A 13,952-nucleotide genomic window follows, 5' to 3' on the forward strand; every position below is an offset into this window, starting at 1 on the left:
GCCTCTCGAACGAACGCCGCCACCGACAACCCACCGGAGCAGCCATGAGCGAAACACTCCAGCACGTCGAGCAGATGGTCGACACCACTCCCCGCGCCGACGTCACCGAAACCTTCCAGGAGTGGCAGGAACTGCTGAGCGGGCTCAAAACCCGTATCGCACAACGATTCGAGCTCATCCGAGACCCCTCGACCGAGGACCTCGAGTCCTACGGTGACGCGGCCACCGGTCCCTCGGGCAGTCTCGCCGCGTACTCCGGTCCCGAGATCGACTGGCTGGTGCACTCCTGGATCGGTGATCCCCGGACCGGTTTCGTGAACCTGCATCTCACCGCCTGGCTCGGTCCGCACATCCGGGTCCCGCATCTGGGTTCGGCACTGCTGCTGTGGCCGGACGGCTGGTTCTACGTCGATGCCATTCCGCGTGGCGATATCGTCGGCGACGGAGCGTGTTTCGACCGGTACTACGCCGAGAACGACGCTCCGTGGCTGGCCTTCAAGCAGGAGCATCCGGACTTCACCTGGTTCACCAGCCGCACCGGGTTCATTCGCGCGAGTCTGTCGCCCACCGCGTACTGCTACTCCTTCAAGCCGACCCGCCCCAATCTCGATACCGTGGCCGAGCTGTTGACCGCCCGGGTCGAGCAGTGGCTCGGCTGGGTCGACGCGGCCGAACCCGTCCCCCTCGCCGAGCGCGAGCAGCTGGCGGAGCGGGATCTGGCCGTGCGCCGCAATATCGCCGAACGCGATCCCGCGAACGCGATGGGAGAGCGGCTCTTCGGACCGGAACTCACCCAGCGACTGGTGCGCGCCCTGTGGGGCGGCGACAGAGAACTGCCGAGGCCGACCGCATGAGCCTGATCCGATCCCTGTGGTGGTCCACCCGCACCGACGGCGAACCGCCCTTCGACACCGCCCATCTGAAGATCTACTACCCCGCCATCGCCACCGGGGACGACGCCGAGCGCCTGACCGGGGTGTTCGCCCCCGACCTGGCCGGTGCGCCCTATCCGGTGGTGGTGTTCCTGTCCGGCGTCAATGTCGGGCAGGACGCCTACCGCCGCTTCGCCACCGCCGTCGCCGCGAGCGGCTTCGTGGTGGTGACCATGGATCGGGTGGCCGAATTGTTCGGCGGCCAACGCGGTCTCACCCCCGGCGTCGATCTCGATGCCGCCCGGCCCGACGCCTACGGCACCCGTCCCACCTGTCCCACCATCGGGGCGGTACTGGATTCCCTCGCCGAGCTGAACGAACTGCCGCCGCTGCGCGGTGCGCTCGATCTGGACCGGATCGCGCTGGGCGGCCACTCCGCGGGCGGCACCGTCGTCCTGCAGTCCGCGCGCTATTTCCCCTCCGTCGCAGCCGTTTTCGCCTGGGGCGCACACACGATGGTGGCGACCATGCTGGGCTGGGAGCCGGGGACCGTGCTGCCCGCGCAGGTGAGCTGCCCGGTGCTGCTCGGCGTCGGCACCAATGACGGCGTGATCCGCGGCAGCGCGGATCGCTACGGCGAGGACGGGGCCGACCGCCCCGATCCGGTGCGGCGCACCTTCACCGAGGCGCTGCCGCCCGGAGACCACCTGCTCGCGGTCGTGCCCGGCGCCAACCATTTCGGCATCGCCGATGCCGACCCGACCGCCGCGCGCGCGTTCCTGGACGGTCCGGCCGACACCGACGCCCTCGTGCCGTTCGCCCGGTTGACCGCGGCGTTCCTGCGCGCGCATCTGCGCGGCGATCCCGAGGCGAAAACCGTACTGGCCGAGCCCGACTCGGATATCCGGCTGACTCGGCGAGAGGAAACGACATGTTGAAGAACTTCTGGTACGCGGTGGAATTCGCCGATCAGGTCGGGCCGCAGCCCCGCAAGGTCACCTGCCTCGGTCAGGATTTCGTCCTGTTCCGCACCGCGTCGGGGGCGGTGACCTGCCTGTCGGATCTGTGTGTGCACCGGGGCGGGGCGCTGTCGATGGGCACGGTCGTGAACGACTGCATCGCGTGCCCGTATCACGGCTGGCAATACAACACCGACGGTGAGTGCGTGAAGATTCCGGCCAACGCCGACGAGCGCAAGATCCCCCGCAAAGCCCGGGTGGACGCGTATCCGGCCGTCGAGCGCTACGGCATGGTGTGGGCGTTCCTGGGTGATCTGCCCGAGGCGGAACGGCCGCCGATTCCTCGGATCCCGGAGTTCGAGGACGCCTCCTTCCGATGTGTGCAGTACGAGATGGTGGTCGAGGCCAACTACGAGCGCACCTTCGAGAACGTGGTGGACGCCTCGCACACCCCGTTCGTCCACGGCACCGCCTTCGGCAATCCCGGCAAGCCGCAGATCCCGGATTTCCGTATCCACCAGACGGAGTGGTCGGCCGAGGCCGACATCGAACTGAGCCCGCCACCGCCCAAGGGCCTGTGGGGCATGCTCGCGCGGCGCCGCGAACAGCCGGAGTTCGTGACCGTCACCAACGCCTGGTACCTGCCCAATATCGTGAAACTGCACGTGCGGCTCCCGATCGGGGATCTGCTGCTCTACGACTTCAATATCCCGCTGTCCCAGGACCGGACGCTGATCAAGATTCTCGGTTTCCGCAACTTCTTCACCGGATCGTGGGCGGACGGCAATACCCGCAAGCGGATCGAGAAGATCCTGTTGCAGGACCGTCCGGTGGTGGAATCGCAACGGCCCGAACTACTTCCGTTCGACCTGTCGGACGAATTGCACGTGCGCAGCGACGGACTGCAGGTCGCCTATCGCAGGCGGCGGCTGGAACTGATCAAACAGGGCTGGTGGGTGGGCGGCGACGACGTCATCACCGGCGACTCTCCGCGCCGCACGGCCACCGTGCTGGCCTCCCCCGCCCGCCGCGACAATCCCGAACTGGCCAGTGCCTGGGTGCACAAGGCCCGCACCGGAGGTATCGACCGATGAGCCTGCCCACCGCGCTGAGCGAGCGCACCCTCGAAACGCTGCGCGACACACTCGGCCTCGAGACCGTCGAGGATCTGCCGCTCACCAGCGCCATGTCCCCCGAACCGGTGGGCCGGCTGCGGGTGCTGCGCGGCGGCCCGATCGACAAGGCCGTCACCGTCGACCTGGTCGTCCCGCCGATCGGCCTGGACAGCCACATGATCTTCGCCTTCACCGGAAGCGATTCGGCCGTACCGCATTTCACGCTGGACTCGGTATACGGCGGCGAGTACTACGCGATGCACCTGGACCTGATTCCCCGCGTGGATCTGGCGGTGCACCTGGAGTATCTCGACGCGGCCTATCTGCCGCTGACGCCGCTGCTCGAGGATGCCTGGACCATCGAGGGCGTCACCGCCGCCGCCATCGGCCCGCGCCAGCGCGCGCAGATGTCGCCGTGGATGGTGGTGTGCCGCGCCACCGAGACCGCGTTCCACGCGCTGGACGACACCGTGCATCAGTATCTCGATCACTGGATCTCGTTGCTCGACAAAGGGGTTCCCGCCGTGGACGCCGATCTGCCGGGCCGGGATCGGGCGAATCGCGCGAACCTGTTCAGCCCCGAGGTCGATCCGGTGTGGGCGCGGGTCAGCCGGTTGCTCGGAGCCCAGCAGTGCGAACGGGTGCGCGGGGAGCTGCTGCGGTGAGCGCGCCGAGCGAGTTCCAGCAGCGGATCAGCGGTGAATGGGTCGGGCGCCCTTCGCTCTTCGATGCCGGCGGCACCTGGCGCGGCTTCGAGGACATCCGGCGCTCGTCGGTCTTCGACAACGGCGTCACCACCTACTACATGGACGGCGGGCTCACCGGCGGCGGCGATCTGGCGGGCCGGTTCGCGCTGGGCGCGCCGTTCGCGTTCGGGGTGCGCGACGCGGACGACGATCGGCTCTACACGGGACCGGATTTCTTCGGATCCGGGCAGCCCTACGGCGGATTCGTGGACGCGAACTACTACGGGCCGGGGTGGCAGGTGTCGCTGAACACCTGGAATCAGACGCTCGGCGATACCCAGGTGTACTCGTCGGTCCTGTATCAGGGACCGGCGATGGTCGGGGTGTTCGACGGCGTCTACACCCGCGACCCCGGCCTTGTCGAGCAGCGAGTCGAGACCGAGACTCGGTGCGGCGCGGTGCCGTTCACGGTGCCGACCAAGGAGAAGTCCACCTATGCGGGCGTGGTGGAACTCTGGAGCGCCGAGCAGCGGTTGCTCGAGCCGGTCGCCCTGGAGTGGGAGATCGATCCGCTGAACCTGCTCGTCGCGGAACGTCTGCTGCGCCTGTCGGGGCCGATCGAGGCCACGCTGCGGGCGACGGTACGACGCGACGGAACCCACTCCTTCCACGAGGGACCGGACCTGTGGGGCAATGGAACCTCCTACGGCCGCGCGAATTTCGTGCGACTGCACACCACCGACGGGCGTCGGCTCGTCGGGCGGGAGTTCATGATGGACGCCGAACCGGGCATGGGCGCGGGTACGAGGCTCGCGGTGGTCTATCAGGTGTTCGAGCACAATCGCCTGAGTTCGATCCTGCACGGCGTGCTGGAGCGCTCATGAGCGCGGTGGTGGTGACGGGCGGGACCCGGGGCATCGGACTCGGAATGGTGCGCGCGCTCCTGGGCAAGGGACATCGAGTCGCGCTGTGCGGCACCGATTCCGAGCGAGTGGACACGGTGCGTGCCGAACTGCCGGGCACGCTCGCGCTCACCGCGGACGTCACCGACCGCGAGCAGCTGCGGGCGCTGTGGGACGCGGCCGTCGAGGAGTTCGGCCGGGTCGATGTCTGGATCAACAACGCGGGCATCTCACACGATCGCACTCCCCTGTGGCAGTTGCCCGAACAGGAGGCGCGACGGGTCGTGGACACCAATCTGCTCGGCGCGCTCAACGGTTCGGCCGTCGCCCTGGCGGGAATGAGCGCCCAGGGCGGCGGGCACGTGTGGAACATGGAGGGCCTGGGCAGTGACGGGCGCACCGTCGCCGGACTCGGCACCTACGGCGCGAGCAAGCGGGCGGTCACCTATCTGACCACCGCGCTGGCGAAAGAGGTGCCCGCGGGCGTATCGGTGGGTCTGCTCAGTCCCGGCATGGTGGTCACCGACCTGCTCACCCACGGCTACGACGACGCCGAGGAACTCGCGAAGGCGCGCAAGATCTTCAATATTCTCGCCGACCGGGTGGAGACCGTCGCGCCCTGGCTCGCCGAACAGGCGGTCACCCGCACCCGCAACGGCGCGCACGTCCGCTGGCTCACCACACCCAAGATCATCGGCCGTTTCGTCTCGGCGCCGTTGCGCCGCCGAGACCTGTTCACCGACCAGGAGAGGACCCGATGACCGACGCACTCGGGTGGCGGGGCAAGTTCGGCGTGCTCGCCCCCTCCACCAACACCATCGTCGAACCCGACTTCTACCGGATGGGGGTGCCGGGGGTCACCGCGCACTTCAGCCGCATTCACATCCGCGACCAGAACATGAGCGACGACGCCGGAATGGGGCGTCTGCTGGAACAGATTCGCGCCGAACTGGTGTCGGCCTGCGAGCGGGTGCTGACCTGCGAACCCGATTACATGGTCATGGGCATGTCGGCCGAGACCTTCTGGGGCGGCGTGGAGGGCAATCGGCAGTTCGTGCGGCAGATTCACGAGGTGACCGGGCTCGAGGTCGCCACCGGCGCGGAGGCGTGCCGGCGGGCCCTGGAGATGTACGGCGCGAAGCGGATCGGCGTGGTGACGCCGTACCAGCCGGTCGGCGACGAGAACGTGGTGCGGTTCTTCGGCGAGCTGGGCTTCGAGGTGAAGGCGATCCGCGGATTGCGCTGCCCCACCGCGGTATCCATCGCCCATGTCACCGAGAGCACACTGCGCGCCGCACTCCTGGAGGTGGACAGCGACGGCGTGGACGCGCTGATCCAGTGCGGCACCAACCTGTCGATGGTGGGGCTGGCCGAAGAGGCCGAACGCTGGCTGGGCAAGCCGGTGCTGGCGATCAATGCCGCCACCTGGTGGATGGCGCTGCGCGACAACGGAATCGAGGATCGGGTAGAGGGAGCGGGTTCGCTGCTCAGGGACCACTGACCACGCTCGCGGGTGCCACCGAGCGCCGCCCCCGCGTGCACCGCCTTCGCGCCGCCGGAGTCGACAACCGGCACACAGCGACCCACCACGACTGTCGCAACTTCGGCCGGTAGGCGGGCGGCGGCGACCCGGCTATCGGAGCAGTCTGCGTGCTTGGCGGATCACCGCGAGATCGACCATGCGGCCCTCGGCGTCCAGGACCACGCCGCCTTGCGCCGCCTCGAAGCGCTCGATCACCGCACGTGCGCGGGCCAGTTCCGTCGCCGACGGCGTGAAGATCTCGTTCACGATCGGCACCTGATTCGGGTGGATGCAGGCTCGGCCGCGAAATCCCAGGCGTGCCAGTGCTTTCGTGGAGTGCCGTAGGGCGGCCAGGTCGGTGAAGTCGGTGCTCACCGGGGCCAGCGGGGCGTCGATTCCGGCGGCGGCGCTGGCGAGCACCACGTGGCTTCGGGCGTAGAGCATTTCGCGTTCGTCGGGGCCCGGCGAGATCCCCGCGTCGGCCCGCAGATCCGCTTCGCCCAGTTGCAGGCGTGCGATGCGCGGCGCGGCGGCGATCTCTCGCGCGGCGAAGAGCGCCGCGGCGCTCTCGAGCAGCGCGCAGAGCCGAATCTCGGCCGCCCTCCGGCCGTGTTCGTCCAGGAGGGTGCTGATCTGCCGAACCTGCTGTGCCGATTCGGTTTTGGCCAGGCAGATCGCGGTGACCGCGGGCTGCGCCACCGCGTTCAGGTCGGCACGACCGAGCTCGCCGGGATTGATCCGCACCCAGATGCCCCGTGCCGGACCGGGAAAGCCGCGCAGCCAGTCTCCCACTTCCGCACGCGCGGACTCCTTGTCCGCCAGGGGAACCGAATCCTCCAGATCGATCAGGATCACGTCCGCCGGCCCGGCCACGGCCTTGTCGAACAGGTCGGGCCGGTTACCGGGGACGTACAGTGCCGAGCGCACGGATCAGTGCTCCCGCAGCAGAGCGCCGCCGCCCGCGAGCCGATCGTCGATTCCGTGCTCGCGCAGCGCATGCCAGAGTGTGGCGGTGTTGATGGCGATCACGGGTTTGCCGAGTTCGCGTTCCATCGCCTCCGCCTGTGCGACGAAGGACAGGTTGGTGCCCACCTGCACGATGGCCTCCACGTCGGGCCCGTCGATCTCGGCGACGACCTCGCGCAGGCGCTGCGCGCCCACCCGGGCGATGGACATCGCGGTCGGACAGCGCAGGCCGGTGATCGCCGCCACCTCGAAACCCGCCTCGGTGAAGAATCTCCCGACCTCGGTGTCCGCGATCGGCTGATAGGGCGAGAAGACCGCGATCCGGCGGCATCCCAGCGCGCGCAACGCCGCCCGGCAGGAACTCGCCCCGGTCGTCACCGGCAGGCCGGTGCGCTCGCGCAGCCGCCGCTCGAAGGCCGCATTGCCTTCCACACCGCCCCAGAAGGTTTCGGCGGACATCCCCATGACCAAACGGTCCGGCTCGGCGGTGAGTACATCACGCACCGCCGTGTCGATCGAGGCGCGAATCTGCCCCAGTAGTCCCTGGAAGTCCTCGTCGTCGCCCATGACCGGGTTCGGAATGAACATCGACCCGGCACGGTAGGCGACGCCCGGTACCGCCGCTCGCCAATAGTCGTGTTCCACAACGGTATTCGTACTGGGCACGATCACACCGAAGATCGCGCGGGCACCGACGGCGTTGGGCATCGACGCCCCGCTACTGGTAGGTGGGATCGGCCCACCGGCCGATCGACCGCGAACGCACCGGTTCGACCACCCGGGGCAGCAGGCTCTGCGGGAAGTCCGGGCCCCAGTTCGTGGCGTCACCGCTCATTTCGATCCGGGCGTTGTCGGTGTACCAGTCCACCAGGTCCGCGTCCGAGCGGACGATCCACGTGCAGCCCGATTCCGCGTCCGCGGTGAAGTCGCCGTGCCGGATCAGGGCCGGACGCCAGAAGTAGGTGCCCGGCCACATCTTGCCGTAGTTGTAATCGAATCCCCCGTCCAGGCAGTATGCCTCCTCGCTGCACGGATGGTGCGCCAGCGGCTCCTCGCGCCACCCCGGCTTGGCCTTGATCAGCCGGGTGTAGAAGCCGGTCTTCACGTCCCGATGCAGGAGCTTGATGTACAGGCCGGGCACGGGGGTGCCGCCCAGATCGAAACGCATCGGGCTGCCGTCCTTCACGTCGATCCACGGCATCACCGCCGAATCCAGGATCACGAGCGTCTGATCCTCGCGAACGAAGTCCCGGTCACCCTCGGCCGGATCGAACTCCCAGCCGCCGCCCTCGCGGAACAGAAGGATCTCGGTGCCCGCGGCGACCGAGATCGGAGGCGTGTACACACCGGTCGGGGCCATCCAGAAGCCCTCCGGGCCCAGCTCGGTGTCACCGATGGTGACGCTGCCGGTCAGGACGTACCACTCGGTCTCCGCCGCGTGCACCCCGGCGGGACGGGACCAGTCGGTGCCGAAGCGCACCTTGAGCGAGGCCGAGCCGTCCTCCTCGTCGTAGCTGAGGTTGCGCTGTTCCGCCCGGCCTTCGGCGTGCGCGAATTCGGCGGTGTGCCAGATCAGGTCGCTCTCGTCGATCAGTTCTACGTGTGGACGCATGGTGTTCTCCTGAGGGATACGGCGTTTCCATTACAGAATGTACGGTCGATCGATACCCCGCACAAGATCCGGAACGCACACGGCCCGAACGCTGTAGCGTTTGACAGACTCTCGAAACTGGGCGCTAATAGTCACCCAAACCAGGAAACGCGATTTCCCCAACGGAAACAGCGTCCTTCATCGCTGGAGAGCACGATGCACCTTCGAGGTACCGCCCTGGCCGTCGCCGCCGTGTGCACCACACTGGCCGCGCTCGCCGCACCCGCGAGCGCCGAATCGACAAGGGCTCCGGGCGGAATCGACATTCCGTGCGCCGGGCACACCCTGCACCAGCAGGCGTCCTGGTACCTGCCCCCGGGCGCGCCGCGCGGATTGATCTGGCTCCAGCACGGATTCGCTCGCACCAGTGACAATGTCGCGGATCTGGCCGCCGGGTTCGCCGCCGCCGGCTATCTGGTCTTCACCCCGAGTCTGCCGTTCCTGGACCTGTCCGGGTGCACCCTGCAGAACCTCGGCGACAACACCGGATTTCTGGACAATGTGGCCCAATTGTTCGCCACCGCAAGCGATCCGGACGGCGCGCTGGCGCGCAATCTCCGGAGCGCGGCGACCCCGCTCGGCCGCGCCGAGCTGACCATTCCCCCGAATCTGGTCTTCATCGGGCACTCCGCGGGCGCGGAGGCGGTCGAATACGTGGCGCACCGCCTGCACACCGACCACCCCGCCGCCTGGGCCGCGCTGCGCGGGCTGATCCTGCTGGATCCGGTGAAGTCGTTCCTGGGCGACAACACCGACACCGCCCTCACGGACCTGGACCGGACCGAGCTGCCGATCCTCACCGTCTCCGCGCCGCCCTCGCTCTGCAACAACCTCGGCAGCGGCACCACGGCCATGCAGACCCTGCTGCACCGCCCCTACCTCGGCATCCGCATCTCCTCCGGCGTGCACACCGACGCCGAAGGGGACAGTACCGACATCATCGGCGAGATCGCCTGCGGCACACCCGAATCGGTGAACATCGCCACCCTGCACAAGCTCACGCTCGGCTGGGCCGGGGATTACCTCGACGGCACCCGCACCGCCGACTACTACCCGCCGGCCGCCCCGATCACCGATATCGTCATCGCGGCCGCGCCCAGCGCACAGATCCTGCGCGGTCTCCCGGACTGACTCCCGAGCCGACCTCGCGGGGAGTTCCGCTCCGACTCCGGCCGCCGCGGGTGGCGCGGCAGCCGGACTGCCGAGTCAGCCGAGCGGGTTGAGGCCCAGCTCCGCACCCGACATGTCGGTGATCAGGTCCCACTGGGCGGCGACCTCGTCGATGCTCGGCGGGGTGGCGAAGTGGGCGCCCTTGTTCTGGAACAGGGCAACGCGCCGGACGCTGCCGCCACCGGCCACGACCACCGTTGCGGTGTCGGTGCATTCGTCGCTCATCAGGTAGCCGACGACGCCTGCCACGTGGGCCGGTGGGAGCTGGTCGAGCATTTCCTGCGGCGCGATGTCCGCGGTCATGCGGGTGGCCGCGAGCGGCGCGACGGCATTGGTGAGGATGTCGTTCTTGCGGCCCTCGATGGCGAGGGTGTTGATCAGGCCGACCAGGCCGAGCTTGGCCGCGCCGTAGTTGGCCTGACCGAAGTTGCCGAACAGGCCGCTGGTGGATGTCGCCATGACCACCCGGCCATGGTTCTGCTCCTTGAAGTACGGCCACGCGGCGCGGGTGACGAAGTAGCCGCCCCACAGGTGCACGCGCTGCACGGACTCCCAGTTCTCGGTGGTCATCTTGGCGAACGAGCCGTCACGCAGGATGCCCGCGTTGTTGACCACGCCGTGCACGGTGCCGAATTCGTCGACGGCGGTCTTGATCAGGGCGGCCGCGCCCTCCTCGGTGGCGACGCTGTCGTAGTTCGCGATCGCGGTGCCGCCCGCGTCCCGGATCTCCTGCACGACGGCATCGGCCATCGAATGTCCGGCACCCGAACCATCACGCGCGCCGCCGAGGTCGTTCACCACGACCAGCGCGCCCTCGCGCGCGAGCAACATCGCGTACTCGCGGCCGAGGCCGCCACCGGCTCCCGTGACGACGATGACACGATCGGCTACTCCGGGCATGAGCTGTCTCCCTTGACAAGGCTGTGGGTCGCGACCGATCACCCGACCGGCCAGTACAGACTCACCCTAATCCGACGAACCGGTCGAACAGCCCGCCGGTGCCCTACCCGCTCGGCGTCGCGGTCCGCCCGAAGTCCCGTTCGAGGATCTCCTTGAGCGTCCGGTCCGAATGCCGGACCGCGATCGCCACGAACGGCTCGATCGCGATTCCCAGCGCCCGGCCGGCCAGACCACCGGGCAGCTCGTAGTCGATATCCACCGTGATCGCGGTCTTCGTGTCCCCGACCGGCTCGAACAGCCACTTCGAGCGATTGACGAAGCCCTCGACGGTGTCGGTGCCGACCCGCGAATCCTGTTGCCAGTCCACCACTTCGATCGTCGAGTGCAAGGTCTTGGGTCCCAGCTTCATCGACCCCCGATAGACCGCGCCGAGGCCGATCGGGATATCCCCTCGCACCTCGAGCGCCGAGATTCCGAAGATCCACTCCGCGGCCCGCCCGAAATCGGCGGCATACGCGAACGCGAACTCGACCGGAACCGCCACCACACTGCGGTTGTGCACGTGAACCATCGGCACTGCTCCCCTCTCGATCCCGCAGACAGTCTCGCAGCTCGCTGCCCACTTCGCCCGTTTCCACGCCTATCCCGCGCCGACCGCCCCGGGCCACCGGCACGCCCGCTCGGCACCACCTGAATGCGCGGCACCGCCCGGCACGTTCGGCACCGCCCGGCACGTTCGGCACCACCCGGCACGTTCGGCACCACCCGGCACGTTCGGCACCACCCGGCACATCGCTCGCGCGGCACTGGAAGCCGGGTGCACACCTCGCGAACCAGCGAGTACGACCGGCGCCCGCATCGACGAAAGGCTCAGCGGCGCAGTTCGATCGAGCGGATCAGGTCGTGCATCGTGGCATCGGCCGCCAGTTTGCCGTCGAGCACCACATTGATCGCACCGCGCAGCAGGGAGTACGGAATCCAGCCCGCGGGGGCGATGGTTCTCGGGGCACGTCGCGCGATGCCGTCGACGACGCTGTGAGCGGCCTGCTCGGCGGTGATGCGGACGCCCAGCGGCCAGGGCAGCATGGCGTCGAGCCGGCGGCCCAGATCGTCGGTGTCGAGCATCTCGTGGGTCATGGCGGTCTCCACGATCCCGAAGTAGGCGACGCCCGCGCTCGCGCCGTGGGCCGCGAGTTCCACGCGCAGGGCCCGGCCCAGCTGCTCGACGGCGGCCTTGCTCATCATGTACGGCGACCCGCCCGCGCCGGGGGCGAACGCGGCGCAGGAGGAGACCACCACGACGTGCCCCTTCGACCGCACGATGTGATCCAGTGCCGGGTGCACGGTATTGAACACACCGGTCAGATTGATGCCCATGACCCGGTCGAACTCCTTCGGGTTCATCGAGCGCAGCGTCGCCGGCACCGGCGTCACACCGGCATTGGCGATGACCACGTCCAGGCGGCCGAAGCGCTCGACCACCTCCGCGATCCGCTGCGCCATCTCCTCGCGGTCGGCGACGTCGGCGCGCACCGCGAGGGTGCGCGGACCGAATTCCGACGCGGTCGCGCGCACCGCGTCCTCGTCCACATCAGAGAGGACCACCACCGCGCCCCGCGCGTGCATCGCCCGCGCCAGGGCGGCGCCGATGCCCTGCGCCGCTCCGGTGATGAGCACGACCTTGCCCTCGACAGCGAAGGCGCCACCGCCGAACCACGTCGTGGGATCGATTCCCGGGAACAGTCTCATGCGCCCACCTCGTACTTGTCGCTGTCGAATCGTCGTGTGCGTCTGCGGTATTCGAAACTCCAGTTCGGATACAGGCCCGCGTTCTGCCCATCGCTGGTGTAGTAGCTCTCGCATCCGCCCGTCAGCCAGACCGTGTCGGCGCTGCGCCGGCGCATTTCCTCGACGAAGTCCTCCTGCGCCCCGGCGCGCACCTCCACCCGCCGCGCACCCCGCGTGCGCATCGTGGTGAGCGCGTCCACGATGTAGGCGATCTGCGACTCGATCATGAACACCGCGGACTGATTCCCCGCCGCCCCGAACGGACCGAGGGTGGAGAAGAAGTTCGGGAATCCCGCGATCGCCGCGCCCAGGTAGGCCTGCGGCTGCTTGCGCTGCAGCTCTCCGATCGAGAGACCGTCGCGTCCGGTGATCCGGTCGAAAATCCCGGGCAGCGGGGTGAACCCGGTGCCGAAGATGATGGTGTCCACTCCGATCTCGACGCCCCGCCGGGTGAGGATTGACCGTGGCCTGACCTCGGCGATGCCGTCGGTCACCACCTCGACATTGTCCTGGTCCAGGGCGGGCAGATAGGCGTCGGAGAAGATCGCGCGCTTGCACCCGATCATGTAGTCCGGCGTCAGCTTCGCCCGCAGCCGTGGATCACGGACCTGGCGGCGCAATTGAATCCGGCCCAGCAGCTCGTACGGGTGCCGAAACCGATTGTCCACGAACCCGACCAGGCCGAACCCCTCGATCAGCGAGTACCAGGCTCCGCGAACCAGTTTCTGGGTCAGTGGAATCCGGCGCAGCAGCAGCCGTTCGACCGCGTGGGTCGAGCGGTCCATGCGCGGCACGATCCACGGGGCCGAACGCTGGAACAGCGTCAGGGCGGACACCGCCGGCTGGATCTCGGGGACGAACTGCACCGCCGAGGCTCCGGTGCCGATCACCGCGACCCGTTCCCCGGTCAGATCGTGGTCGTGGTTCCAGTGCAGCGAATGAAAACTCGTGCCCTCGAACGTCTCCATCCCGGGCAGGTCCGGATACTTCGCCTCGGCGAAAACCCCTGCCGCCGAGAGGAAGTAGTCGGCGGTGAGCACTCCCCGCGAGGTCTCGATCCGCCACCGCGACTCGGACTCGTCCCAGCGCGCGTCCAGCATCTCGGTATCGAGTCGGATATCGCCCAGCACCCCGTGCCGCGTGGCGACCGCGCGAATGTAGTCGAGGATCTCCGATTGGCGACCATAGGTGCGCGACCATTCGGGGTTGGGCGCGAACGAGTAGCTGTACAGCTGAGAGGGCACATCGCAGGCGCAGCCCGGGTAGGTGTTGGCCTGCCAGGTGCCGCCCAGATCACCCGCGCGCTCGAGCACGACGAGGTCCTCGAACCCCGCCTCGCGCAGTTTGATCGCCAGGCCGATGCCGCCGAAACCCGCGCCGAGAATCACGATCTGCCGGTGTTCGATATGTGTAACCATTTG

Annotated in this window: 15 protein-coding genes; 8 read left to right on the forward strand and 7 right to left on the reverse strand. The window is 68.5% G+C overall.

Annotated features, from left to right (window positions below):
- The first annotated feature begins 44 nt into the window (after positions 1 to 44).
- From NJ1_RS31060 to NJ1_RS31090, 7 genes are read left to right on the forward strand one after another with little or no spacing between them, the layout of a single operon-like run.
- Positions 45 to 854 carry an oxidoreductase gene (locus NJ1_RS31060; protein ID WP_084479050.1) on the forward strand — a complete coding sequence of 270 codons (810 nt, stop codon included), beginning with the start codon at positions 45 to 47 and terminating at the stop codon, positions 852 to 854.
- Positions 851 to 1,810, forward strand: coding sequence for an alpha/beta hydrolase family protein (locus tag NJ1_RS31065; protein ID WP_067701561.1), 960 nt, complete (start codon positions 851 to 853; stop codon positions 1,808 to 1,810). Before NJ1_RS31060 ends, NJ1_RS31065 begins: the two co-directional genes overlap by 4 nt.
- Positions 1,804 to 2,925, forward strand: coding sequence for an aromatic ring-hydroxylating dioxygenase subunit alpha (locus NJ1_RS31070; RefSeq protein WP_067701452.1), 1,122 nt, complete (start codon positions 1,804 to 1,806; stop codon positions 2,923 to 2,925). The genes NJ1_RS31065 and NJ1_RS31070 overlap by 7 nt, the downstream gene beginning before the upstream one ends.
- A complete protein-coding gene (locus NJ1_RS31075) occupies positions 2,922 to 3,611 on the forward strand; it encodes a hypothetical protein (RefSeq protein ID WP_067701455.1) in 690 nt (229 codons plus the stop codon). The genes NJ1_RS31070 and NJ1_RS31075 overlap by 4 nt, the downstream gene beginning before the upstream one ends.
- Positions 3,608 to 4,516: a hypothetical protein gene (locus tag NJ1_RS31080; protein ID WP_067701457.1), complete on the forward strand. Its 909-nt coding sequence runs from the start codon at positions 3,608 to 3,610 to the stop codon at positions 4,514 to 4,516. Before NJ1_RS31075 ends, NJ1_RS31080 begins: the two co-directional genes overlap by 4 nt.
- Entirely contained in the window at positions 4,513 to 5,295 is a 783-nt protein-coding gene (locus tag NJ1_RS31085) for an SDR family oxidoreductase (protein WP_067701460.1), read from the forward strand. Before NJ1_RS31080 ends, NJ1_RS31085 begins: the two co-directional genes overlap by 4 nt.
- Positions 5,292 to 6,035, forward strand: coding sequence for a maleate cis-trans isomerase family protein (locus tag NJ1_RS31090; protein WP_067701462.1), 744 nt, complete (start codon positions 5,292 to 5,294; stop codon positions 6,033 to 6,035). Before NJ1_RS31085 ends, NJ1_RS31090 begins: the two co-directional genes overlap by 4 nt.
- Before the next feature lie 132 nt (positions 6,036 to 6,167).
- Here NJ1_RS31090 and NJ1_RS31095 read toward each other — a convergent pair whose 3' ends face one another.
- From NJ1_RS31095 to NJ1_RS31105, 3 genes are read right to left on the reverse strand one after another with little or no spacing between them, the layout of a single operon-like run.
- Positions 6,168 to 6,983 carry an HpcH/HpaI aldolase/citrate lyase family protein gene (locus tag NJ1_RS31095; protein WP_067701464.1) on the reverse strand — a complete coding sequence of 272 codons (816 nt, stop codon included), beginning with the start codon at positions 6,981 to 6,983 and terminating at the stop codon, positions 6,168 to 6,170.
- A gap of 3 nt (positions 6,984 to 6,986) precedes the next feature.
- Positions 6,987 to 7,730, reverse strand: coding sequence for a maleate cis-trans isomerase family protein (locus NJ1_RS31100; protein WP_067701472.1), 744 nt, complete (start codon positions 7,728 to 7,730; stop codon positions 6,987 to 6,989).
- 10 nt (positions 7,731 to 7,740) lie between these two features.
- Positions 7,741 to 8,634, reverse strand: coding sequence for a DUF4437 domain-containing protein (locus NJ1_RS31105; RefSeq protein ID WP_067701475.1), 894 nt, complete (start codon positions 8,632 to 8,634; stop codon positions 7,741 to 7,743).
- 195 nt (positions 8,635 to 8,829) lie between these two features.
- Between NJ1_RS31105 and NJ1_RS31110 the strand changes: the two genes are divergently transcribed.
- Positions 8,830 to 9,804 carry a hypothetical protein gene (locus NJ1_RS31110; RefSeq protein WP_067701478.1) on the forward strand — a complete coding sequence of 325 codons (975 nt, stop codon included), beginning with the start codon at positions 8,830 to 8,832 and terminating at the stop codon, positions 9,802 to 9,804.
- A 75-nt stretch (positions 9,805 to 9,879) separates the two neighbouring features.
- On the opposite strand, the gene NJ1_RS31115 is transcribed toward NJ1_RS31110, so the two are convergent.
- From NJ1_RS31115 to NJ1_RS31130, 4 genes are all read right to left on the reverse strand, one after another.
- A complete protein-coding gene (locus NJ1_RS31115; protein WP_067701481.1) occupies positions 9,880 to 10,743 on the reverse strand; it encodes an SDR family oxidoreductase in 864 nt (287 codons plus the stop codon).
- A gap of 103 nt (positions 10,744 to 10,846) precedes the next feature.
- A complete protein-coding gene (locus NJ1_RS31120) occupies positions 10,847 to 11,314 on the reverse strand; it encodes an SRPBCC family protein (protein ID WP_067701485.1) in 468 nt (155 codons plus the stop codon).
- Between the two features lie 299 nt (positions 11,315 to 11,613).
- On the reverse strand, positions 11,614 to 12,492 hold the full coding sequence (locus NJ1_RS31125) for a short-chain dehydrogenase/reductase (RefSeq protein WP_084479053.1): 879 nt from the start codon (positions 12,490 to 12,492) through the stop codon (positions 11,614 to 11,616).
- The gene (locus NJ1_RS31130) at positions 12,489 to 13,949 is read right to left on the reverse strand and encodes a flavin-containing monooxygenase (RefSeq protein WP_157574375.1); all 1,461 of its coding nucleotides are present in this window, start codon (positions 13,947 to 13,949) and stop codon (positions 12,489 to 12,491) included. Before NJ1_RS31130 ends, NJ1_RS31125 begins: the two co-directional genes overlap by 4 nt.
- Positions 13,950 to 13,952 lie beyond the last annotated feature (3 nt).

This window comes from Nocardia jejuensis NBRC 103114 (assembly GCF_001613145.1).
GTDB lineage: Bacteria > Actinomycetota > Actinomycetes > Mycobacteriales > Mycobacteriaceae > Nocardia > Nocardia jejuensis.

What these genes read in the sequence shown, in the direction of transcription:
- NJ1_RS31060 (WP_084479050.1), top strand. Translation starts at nt 45, where the DNA reads ATGAGCGAAACACTCCAGCACGTCGAGCAGATGGTCGACACCACTCCC.
- NJ1_RS31065 (WP_067701561.1), top strand. Translation starts at nt 851, where the DNA reads ATGAGCCTGATCCGATCCCTGTGGTGGTCCACCCGCACCGACGGCGAA.
- NJ1_RS31070 (WP_067701452.1), top strand. Translation starts at nt 1,804, where the DNA reads ATGTTGAAGAACTTCTGGTACGCGGTGGAATTCGCCGATCAGGTCGGG.
- NJ1_RS31075 (WP_067701455.1), top strand. Translation starts at nt 2,922, where the DNA reads ATGAGCCTGCCCACCGCGCTGAGCGAGCGCACCCTCGAAACGCTGCGC.
- NJ1_RS31085 (WP_067701460.1), top strand. Translation starts at nt 4,513, where the DNA reads ATGAGCGCGGTGGTGGTGACGGGCGGGACCCGGGGCATCGGACTCGGA.
- NJ1_RS31090 (WP_067701462.1), top strand. Translation starts at nt 5,292, where the DNA reads ATGACCGACGCACTCGGGTGGCGGGGCAAGTTCGGCGTGCTCGCCCCC.
- NJ1_RS31100 (WP_067701472.1), bottom strand. Translation starts at nt 7,730, where the DNA reads ATGCCCAACGCCGTCGGTGCCCGCGCGATCTTCGGTGTGATCGTGCCC.
- NJ1_RS31105 (WP_067701475.1), bottom strand. Translation starts at nt 8,634, where the DNA reads ATGCGTCCACACGTAGAACTGATCGACGAGAGCGACCTGATCTGGCAC.
- NJ1_RS31110 (WP_067701478.1), top strand. Translation starts at nt 8,830, where the DNA reads ATGCACCTTCGAGGTACCGCCCTGGCCGTCGCCGCCGTGTGCACCACA.
- NJ1_RS31115 (WP_067701481.1), bottom strand. Translation starts at nt 10,743, where the DNA reads ATGCCCGGAGTAGCCGATCGTGTCATCGTCGTCACGGGAGCCGGTGGC.
- NJ1_RS31120 (WP_067701485.1), bottom strand. Translation starts at nt 11,314, where the DNA reads ATGGTTCACGTGCACAACCGCAGTGTGGTGGCGGTTCCGGTCGAGTTC.
- NJ1_RS31125 (WP_084479053.1), bottom strand. Translation starts at nt 12,492, where the DNA reads ATGAGACTGTTCCCGGGAATCGATCCCACGACGTGGTTCGGCGGTGGC.
- NJ1_RS31130 (WP_157574375.1), bottom strand. Translation starts at nt 13,949, where the DNA reads ATGGTTACACATATCGAACACCGGCAGATCGTGATTCTCGGCGCGGGT.